This window comes from Lysinibacillus sp. NPDC056220, from assembly GCF_049315265.1.
In the GTDB taxonomy this organism is placed as follows: Bacteria; Bacillota; Bacilli; order Bacillales_A; family Planococcaceae; genus Lysinibacillus; species Lysinibacillus pinottii.
The window spans coordinates 187,341-196,564 of record NZ_JBMOXD010000006.1; the positions used below are offsets into that span (position 1 = coordinate 187,341).

Sequence of the window (9,224 nt, forward strand, 5' to 3'; positions counted from 1 at the left end):
GCTGCTCATGCAGGACATCGCTTTACTAGAAAAACAACGCTGTTGTCTTATTTTGACTAATAAGGCAAAGGAAGCGGTAGAGGAATGCTCAGCAAACGAGCATGCCTTTTTTGCGTTACAAAAATCTTTTACTGTCTACATAGAAAAACGCAAAGCAAAAACAGTGGGTGAAATATTTTTATCTATCTATTTTAATGCTGAAGACAATGAAAAGTTAAGTGATATTGTTCCTGAGAAAACAGTGATTATGGACTGTGTGCTAAAGCTAGAAGGATTACTGGCGACAAATATTCGTTTTGTGCATATGCGAGGTCCGATTAACACAAATCGACGCATAGCAGCAGCACTGCAATTTGTTACAAAGCCTAACAACGGAGCAGGTGTTCCACTTGAGCTTCATACGAAGATCAGACAGCTACCGATAGCAGAAGAACGGACTGAATATGTAAAAAAACGTATTGCTAGCTGGGAAGGTTATTTAAAAATACAAGAGCGCGATGCAACTATTGACGATATTCATAGTGAATTTAAGCAGAGCTATTTCAATGAAGATTTCACACGCTTAACGCTCGTATGTCCTTACATAAAGAATAAGGAATGGAAGCAATTGGAGGGCTTGAGTGTAAGTATACGAGGAGTCCGCGGTGAAATAGGACAAGTATTAAAGGCTCATGCTGGAAAACAAATAGTTGAAATTGATTTAAAGCCCTTTACACAAGATTTGGCTCGTAAGGATCAGCTTAATCTTCGTTCGAAACAAGCGAGCTTCAGCAATTTTGCAACATTAAGTCAAATTAGAAGATTACGGAATGGCTTTACCAAGCTAGAAAAGGGTGAGGCTGTTAATCCTAATTTAGAGACGATCCTATTTGAAAAAAGACCATCTGTACGAGCATCGAAGCTTCGTGAAGATATTGAATTTCACAATCATTTAAATGAATATCAAAGACGAGCGGTTTTAGGTGCTCTATCTGTTGAAGATTTATATGTGATTCAAGGTCCACCTGGTACAGGGAAAACAACTGTCATTTCAGAGATTTGTCAGCAAAATGTGAAAGCTGGTTTAAAAACGCTTGTTGCATCTCAGTCAAATCTAGCAGTAGATAATGCTTTAGGACGGCTTCTTTCCAATCAAGAAATTAGGATTTTACGCTATGGTAGAACGGAAAGTATTGAGGAAGAGGGAAAAAAATTTATTGAAGAAAATGTGGCTCTACAGTGGCGTGAGCAAACATTGGCAGCAATTGAAGAGGCAATTTTGGTCTTTCCTGAACGTGAGCAGATGTTCAAGGACAATCTGACTAAAGCAAAAGCTGAGCTTGAAAAATTAGAGTTATGGCTTGAGGAACTGGCGCAAGAGATGACCGCTAAAGAGCAAGCTGCTATTGAAGAACCAATTCTTCAGCAGGAAATTCAAGCGTTAAAAAAAGACTTAAAAACTGCGAAAACAGAGCAACAGACATATGAAGCTCAAAAAGAGCATTATGAGAAGCAGCTCGCCCAAATAGAGCCGATTATACAGCAACTTGAACAGACACTTGCTGACCATCCTTCAATTAAAGATCTACAGCTTACCATTCAAGAGACTTCACAAAAAGTGGAGCAATTAGAAGCAGCTACTCAATATAAAGAATTGCTGGAGCAAAAACAGCAATTAGCTGTACAATTCCAGGATATTCAAGAAAAATATGAAATAGAAAATAATCGTCTCATCATCATGAAGGAAGCGCAAAAGTATGTGCATACATTGACTTCCTATGAACGTATCCAACGATATTTACAGCATTATCAAATTCGTCCTTCTCATGTTCTTTCGCAGCAAATAAATCGAATACAGCATCTAGAGGATGCAAAAGATTTAGAGGCATGGTCTACCATCAATAGCCGTCTTCAAAAGGCCATAGCCAAGCTAGAGGCGTTAGTGTCTGATGATGTGAAGGAGCAGGCGCAGGCAAAAAGTAGATTACAGCCTGTCCAATCATTTTCTTTACAAAATCTTACGGGTGTATTTGCTCAGTTAAACAAGGCATTTCAAGACGATCAAACACCTGACATTCATGAAATTGAAAGCTATTTGCTGGGACTCTATATGCGTCGTGATTTTGTATGGCAAAAAGGGATGGCACTTAAGCAGCAACAAGCGCATAAAGACGAAGAATACGAATCCTTTCGAAAAAATCTTGTTAGTTTACTGCATCAAGAGTGTGCAATTACAAGTTTTGATGTACAAAGCATACAACGGCAATTGCAGCCATTTATACAGCATACAGAGCGATTACAACAGCTAGAGGGTAACTTCCTAATAGAAGCAGTACCAGAGGAGTCCGTTGAATATTTAAAAATTCTTACGGGACAATTACGAGAATCTCTTCAGGAAGCCAATCAGCAACTAGAACAAGTTGAAAAGGCTAGAGTTCAATTAGTACCCAAACAAGCTTCCCTTCAAACTGTACAAACTAGCTTGCAGGAAGTAGATCTACTGCTATCACAAATGGAAGAGCGGTTAAAGGAGATCAATGTGGCTGGATTGAAAAAAGAAAAGCAACTAGCCATCTACACGAAGCTATTGCAGTCAACACCAGAACGCACAGCAGAAGAGGTTAGGGAGGCTATTCAAACTTCAAAGCAAGCTATTGAAGAATTACAGCGTCAGGAAAAACAACTACCACTTCGAAAAAAATTGCAAGAGCAATGGCGAGAAAAGCTACAAAATGCTACCGAATATGATTTAGATGAGATTAGAAAATTATATGTACGACATGCAAATGTTATTGGTACCACATGTGTAGCTTCGGCGAGTAAAGAGTTTATGGAAAATTACCCAACCTTTGATGTTGTCATTATTGATGAAGTTTCAAAGGCAACACCACCAGAATTATTATTACCAATGCTGAAGGGGAAAAAGGTTATTTTGGTAGGGGATCATCACCAGCTACCGCCCCTACTTGGTGACGATACATTGGAGGAAACATTGAAGGCGATGTTAGAAGAAAATCCAAATTTTGAAGGCGCACAGGAGTTAAAAAATTTACTTCGTGAATCATTATTTGAGCGCTTATTCAATAATCTGCCTCAAACTCATAAGCAAATGCTAGCTCTTCAATACCGCATGCATGAAAAAATTATGCAAAGTATTACGCCATTTTATGCGAAAGAAGAAAATGGCTTGCAATGTGGCTTGCCAGACTCGGATTCTGCGAGAGACCATGGTTTAGAGGGGCAATTTGTAAAACGTGATGACCATTTATTGTGGATTGATATTCCAACCGAGAAACCTTATTTAGAGGAGCAGGTAAAGGGTGGTACAAGTCGTTTTAATGAAGGTGAATTACAAACAATTCGTCGTATATTGCTAGACTTAAATGATGCCGTGCAGGCAGCAAAAGAAGCTGGGCGTATGCCACAGGATGCCTTGAAAAGCGTCGGGGTCATTAGCTTCTACGGTGAGCAGGTGAAGAAAATAAATCGTCTCCTCCAGCAGGAACTACAGTTACCACATTTACAATTCAGAACAGGGACAGTGGATAAGTTCCAAGGAATGGAGATGGACGTGATACTTGTCAGTATGGTACGTAATACGCCAAAGGGTGGAGATATTGGCTTTGCAAAAGATTACCGTCGCTTAAATGTTGCTCTATCCCGCGCTCGGGAGTTACTACTGCTTGTAGGAAGTTCAGAAATGTTTGCGAAACGTGCAAAACATCAAGATACAAGAGATATGTATACCAAGTTATTAAATACAGTAAAATCCTACGAGGGCTTGCGTAATCATGAAGGATTGGTGATTTAAAGTGTCAAAATTACAGCAACGATTAATGCGTGAGCTGCAACAAAATCGCAATATAAAAATTATCAATACTGCTGAGTGGTGTATTCCAATTCGTACAGTGGATGTAACTTACGAGCCGGTTCGCCGTTCCACGATGGATGTCTTAATGACAATGCTGCTACTAAGCATTCAAGAGGCTGATTTTGGAAGTGTGGAGGAATTGAGCGAATTATTGCTTGTAGATCCGTTATTTATCGAAGACCTGATTTCTTTAATGATTCGCGTAGGTCTTATGAAAAATGAGGAAGGCTTTTTTAAGCTAACAGAAAAAGGGCAGCAACAGCTTGAACAAGGTATCTTTGAAGAGGAGCTAGAAGTAGAAGCATCTACTCTTTACTTTAGTCCTTGCCATCAATCATTTCTGACTAGTGATGTAAATAACGATGAATACGATGAGTTACCAGAGCTTTATCGTTATGTGGATAAGGAAGCTGAACAACAGGAGCAATTTGATGAAACACTGATTATAGCTGCCTTACAAGAAGCGGATGAAGAAGAAACGGGCAACTCACAAAGAATTATTGCAAGAGTTGTTGAAGTAGAAGCCCAACAAATTAATGATAGTCCATGCTTAGAATTTATACTTTACGATAAGGAGCAGGATATCCTATTTGTTCGTGTGTGGAATATGTTATTAAATCAATGGGACCGCCATCTAGAACAACAACTTACCGATAAAGAACAATTGATGTGGCGTGAGCAATATTTATAGAATGAAAAACGAGCGTGTTCAGCGTTCGTTTTTTTATTTTACAATATCAGCCCGAAAGTAGGGGGATAACGAAAAATTGTTTCGAAAATGGGATGAACTAGCATAGTATATTACTACATGATAAGGAGGGGAAAGATGGTATCGATTAGTTTATGTATGATTGTTAAAAATGCACAATGTACGATTGAAAGATGCTTAGATTCGGTTCGGCAAATAGTGGATGAGATGAATATTATTGATACAGGCTCAACTGATCGTACAAAAGATATTGTCCAAAATTACACCTCTCGCATTTTTGATTTTCCATGGTGCGATCATTTTGCAAAAGCACGCAATTTTTCCTTTCAACAGGCAACAAAAGACTATATTCTATGGCTTGACGCAGACGATATTATGACAAAGGAAAACCAACATAAACTATTGCTACTAAAGCAATCATTGTACCCAACTGTTGATGCTGTCACTATGGATCATTACCTAGTATTAGATGATGATGGAATAGTGGAATGCAGTGAGCGAAAGTATCGTCTAGTAAAAAGAGCCAATCATTTTCAATGGCAGGGTGCTGTCCATGAATTTTTAAAGGTATCTGGCCAGCTCTTTCACAGTGATATCGCTGTTACACATTTACCGTTAACAAAGGATCTTCATCGCAATTTATGTATCTATGAAGGATTAATTCAAAAGGGACATACTTTTTCTGCAAGGGATTCATTTCATTATGCAAATGAATTAAAGCTGCATAAACGTTATCTAGAGGCCATTAATCAATACAATACATTTCTGGATAGCGAATTAGGCACTACAGATGATCGCATTGAAGCATGTTTGCATATAGGGGAATGCTTTCGGTTGTTACAGGATGATAATCACGCTCAACAAGCTATTTTACAATCTTTCTTGTATGACCGACCAAAGCCAGAAGCATGTTGCCGAATGGGCCAATTTTTTATGGAGCAATCAAAACATAAAGAGGCTATCTACTGGTACTCACAAGCTTTGCAACAAGCTTCGGTCGATTCAATGACTATTCAAAAACGAGCTTACTCAACATGGTTACCTCATTTACAACTAAGTCTGTTATATAGGGAGTTACGGCTATTCGAAAATGCCTATCAACATAACTTAGAGGCACGAAAATGGAAACCGAATCATTTGGAAATCAAAGAAAATGAAAAGTATTTACTCAGACGGCTAAAGATATAAGGCTACTAAGGGAATGGCACATCAATGAACAACACATAAATTAATTGACCAATTAACACAGATACACCAACAACAATGGTCATAAAAATCACATTACGAGGCCTAAAATTTTTTGCTTCCATTAAAAACCTCCTTTTATATATATATGGAATATTCAGTTAATTCAAGATATGTTGAGAGGATTTGAGTATGCATAATAAAAGAGCAAATTCACATTCAGTGTGAATTTGCTCTTTATAGTTATCAAACTTTAACCTTTTAGGATTTCAGCGAGTGCGTTGTTTACAGATTCCTCATTATTTTGTTGCTTTAAGTACTTTTGTACGGAACGTTTATCGACCTTGCCCCCACCTTCTTTTTTACGGCGAGCTTCAAAAGCAGATAACTTCTCACGATAGCCACATTTACATACAAGGATTTGACCATCTCCTTCGCCGCGAAGCTCTAATAATCGTTGTATAGCATCTAAGAGAGAATTCCTGTTAATTTACAGTTAATTTTCTGATTTGCTTAAAAGAAGTTTAAGTATAAAGCATGTGCTATATTAAACATTAGGAAGTACGAAAGGATGTTATATATGGCTAAAAGTTTAGTGTTAGCAGAAAAACCTTCAGTTGCACGTGATATAGCAAACGTGCTGAAGTGTCACAAAAAAGGGAATGGTTATATTGAAGGAGATAAATATATTGTTACATGGGCTTTAGGCCACTTAGTCACTTTAGCCGACCCAGAGAGCTATGATGAAAAATATAAAAAGTGGAACTTAGAAGATTTACCAATGCTACCAGAGCGTCTGAAATTAACAACAATTAAACAAACAAGTAAGCAATATAATGCAGTTAAATCTCAACTTACACGTAATGATGTGAATGAAATTATCATCGCAACAGATGCCGGACGTGAAGGGGAATTAGTGGCTCGTTGGATTATTGATCGTGCGAAAGTGAATAAACCAATCAAGCGTCTATGGATTTCATCTGTTACTGATAAGGCAATTAAAGATGGTTTTGCAAACTTAAAACCTGGAAAGAATTACGACAATCTATATCAAGCTGCTGTAGCTCGTAGTGAAGCAGACTGGTATTTGGGATTGAATTCAAGTAGAGCGCTATCTACTAAATTTAATGCTCAGCTAAATACAGGGCGAGTGCAGACTCCTGTAGTAGCAATGGTTGCTGCTCGTGAAGATGAAATCAAGAACTTCAAGGCACAAACGTTTTATGGAATTGAGGCACAAACAAAAGAATTAAAATTAACATGGCAAGATGCGAATGGTAATTCACGTAGCTTTAGTAAAGAAAAAGTGGATGCTATTGTTAATTCATTAGATAAACAAGATGCAAAAGTAATCGAGATTGAACGTAAGCCGAAAAAGTCTTTCTCTCCAGGGTTATATGATTTAACGGAGCTACAGCGTGATGCAAATAAAATATTTGGATACTCAGCCAAAGAAACATTAAATATCATGCAAAAACTATATGAGTCTCATAAAGTGCTTACTTATCCTCGTACTGATTCGCGATATTTATCTTCAGACATCGTTAGCACCCTTCCAGAACGATTAAAAGCATGCGGTATAGGAGAATATCGAACGTTAGCAAACAAAGTGCTTTCAAAACCAATTAAAGCGAATAAATCGTTTGTGGATGACAGCAAGGTATCTGATCACCATGCAATTATTCCTACAGAAGAATACGTGAACTTTGCAAACTTTACCGATAAAGAACGTAAAATTTATGATTTAGTTGTAAAACGTTTCTTAGCGGTGCTTTTCCCAGCTTATGAATATGAACAGTTAACCGTGCAAGGTCAAATTGGCAACGAAAAATTCATTGCTCGTGGGAAAACAGTAATTTCTGCCGGATGGAAAGAAGTTTACTCAAATCGCTTTGATGATGAGGAATCAAGCGAAGATGTGAAGGAGCAATTATTGCCTCGTCTCGAAAAAGGCCAAGTATTAAAAGTAAATTTAATTACTCAAACATCAGGGCAAACGAAGCCTCCAGCACGTTTTACTGAGGCTACACTTTTATCGGCAATGGAAAATCCTACAAAGTATATGAACACGCAAAATAAGCAGCTTGCTGATACGTTAAAATCGACAGGTGGATTAGGAACGGTGGCAACACGAGCCGATATTATTGATAAGTTATTCAATTCATTCCTAATTGAAAAGCGTGGTAAAGATATTCATATCACTTCTAAAGGTCGTCAGTTACTTGATTTAGTTCCTAATGAGTTAAAATCTCCTGAAACAACAGCCGAATGGGAGCAAAAGCTAGAATTAATCGCTAAAGGCAAACTGAAAAAAGAAACCTTCATTAATGAAATGAAGCAACATACAAAAGAAATTGTAGCTGATATTAAAAATAGCGATAAGAGATTTAAGCATGATAATATTTCAACAAAAACTTGCCCTGATTGCGGTAAGCCAATGCTTGAAGTGAACGGGAAAAAAGGTAAAATCCTTGTTTGCCAAGATCGTGAATGTGGTCACCGTAAGAATGTGTCGCGTGTGACGAATGCACGTTGTCCTCAGTGTAAGAAAAAGCTTGAATTACGTGGCGAAGGTGATGGTCAAATCTTCGTATGTAAGTGTGGCTATCGTGAGAAGTTATCTGCTTTTGAAGCTCGCCGTAAAAAAGAAGGTGGAGGTAAAGTGGATAAACGTAGTGTACAAAAGTACATGAAGCAGCAAGAGAAAGAAGCAGAGCCTTTGAATAATGCTTTTGCAGATTTATTAAAAGGTTTTAATGTAGATAAATAAATATTAATTTAAAAGAAACCAGAACGTTCAAAAAACGTGTCTGGTTTCGTTATATATTATTTAAGTCTGAGTTTGAAATTTCGATTCAATGATTTTAACGATTTTAAATAAGCTAAACGTACTTCTGATATTTTCCTAGTAGTTACACATTTATCATGCTCCCATCAAAATTTGAATTACTTCCATGGTTGCGCCAATGTTTCATAGATGTGTAGCGTAACTGTGTTTTTATTGATGGGGCTGCAAAAAAGGATGTCTTTCAGTAACAAAAGTTGCCGGTTCTCTATCTTGACGACTTTCAATGTATCTTTATAACCAAATATCACAGCGGACATTAAAGTACACCGCTCTTCCTTTTCATCTTTACCGCCTAACGAAATCGGAGCAGCGATTCGTAGTGTTAAACATTTGAAGGAAAGTGTTAGCAGATAAAATGTTATTATGTAATATTATAGAACCTGTCACTTCGACTACGAAAAAATATTAAAATAGTTATTGACTATTGTATTTTATTCTGATAGTATTAATTCTTGTCGCAGGACAATCAATAAAAATGAACCTTGAAAACTGAACAAGCAAAACGTAATCAATAATAAAGTTGAGTTGCTAGCCTTGCTAGTGAACGAAACAAAATTTTGGACATCAAAATGATGCCAGCAAAACAATTTGAGCTAATCAAATTTCTTTTATGGAGAGTTTGATCCTGGCTC

4 protein-coding genes and 1 pseudogene are annotated in these 9,224 nt (G+C 37.4%); 4 read left to right on the forward strand and 1 reads right to left on the reverse strand.

Going from position 1 to position 9,224, the window contains the following annotated elements; all coding sequences use genetic code 11:
- Positions 1-7: 7 nt before the first annotated feature.
- From ACOZBY_RS18060 to ACOZBY_RS18070, 3 genes are all read left to right on the forward strand, one after another.
- On the forward strand, positions 8-3,790 hold the full coding sequence (locus ACOZBY_RS18060; RefSeq protein ID WP_422762594.1) for a DEAD/DEAH box helicase: 3,783 nt from the start codon (positions 8-10) through the stop codon (positions 3,788-3,790).
- A gap of 1 nt (position 3,791) precedes the next feature.
- On the forward strand, positions 3,792-4,541 hold the full coding sequence (locus ACOZBY_RS18065) for a hypothetical protein (RefSeq protein ID WP_012292651.1): 750 nt from the start codon (positions 3,792-3,794) through the stop codon (positions 4,539-4,541).
- A gap of 135 nt (positions 4,542-4,676) precedes the next feature.
- Positions 4,677-5,747: a glycosyltransferase gene (locus ACOZBY_RS18070; protein WP_422762595.1), complete on the forward strand. Its 1,071-nt coding sequence runs from the start codon at positions 4,677-4,679 to the stop codon at positions 5,745-5,747.
- A gap of 250 nt (positions 5,748-5,997) precedes the next feature.
- Here ACOZBY_RS18070 and ACOZBY_RS18075 read toward each other — a convergent pair.
- A pseudogene (locus ACOZBY_RS18075) lies at positions 5,998-6,198 on the reverse strand (hypothetical protein); the annotation flags it as partial.
- 126 nt (positions 6,199-6,324) lie between these two features.
- Between ACOZBY_RS18075 and ACOZBY_RS18080 the strand changes: the two are divergent.
- Positions 6,325-8,514 (forward strand): DNA topoisomerase III, encoded by a 2,190-nt coding sequence (locus ACOZBY_RS18080; protein ID WP_197148806.1) that lies wholly within the window; start codon positions 6,325-6,327, stop codon positions 8,512-8,514.
- The last annotated feature ends 710 nt before the right edge of the window (positions 8,515-9,224 follow it).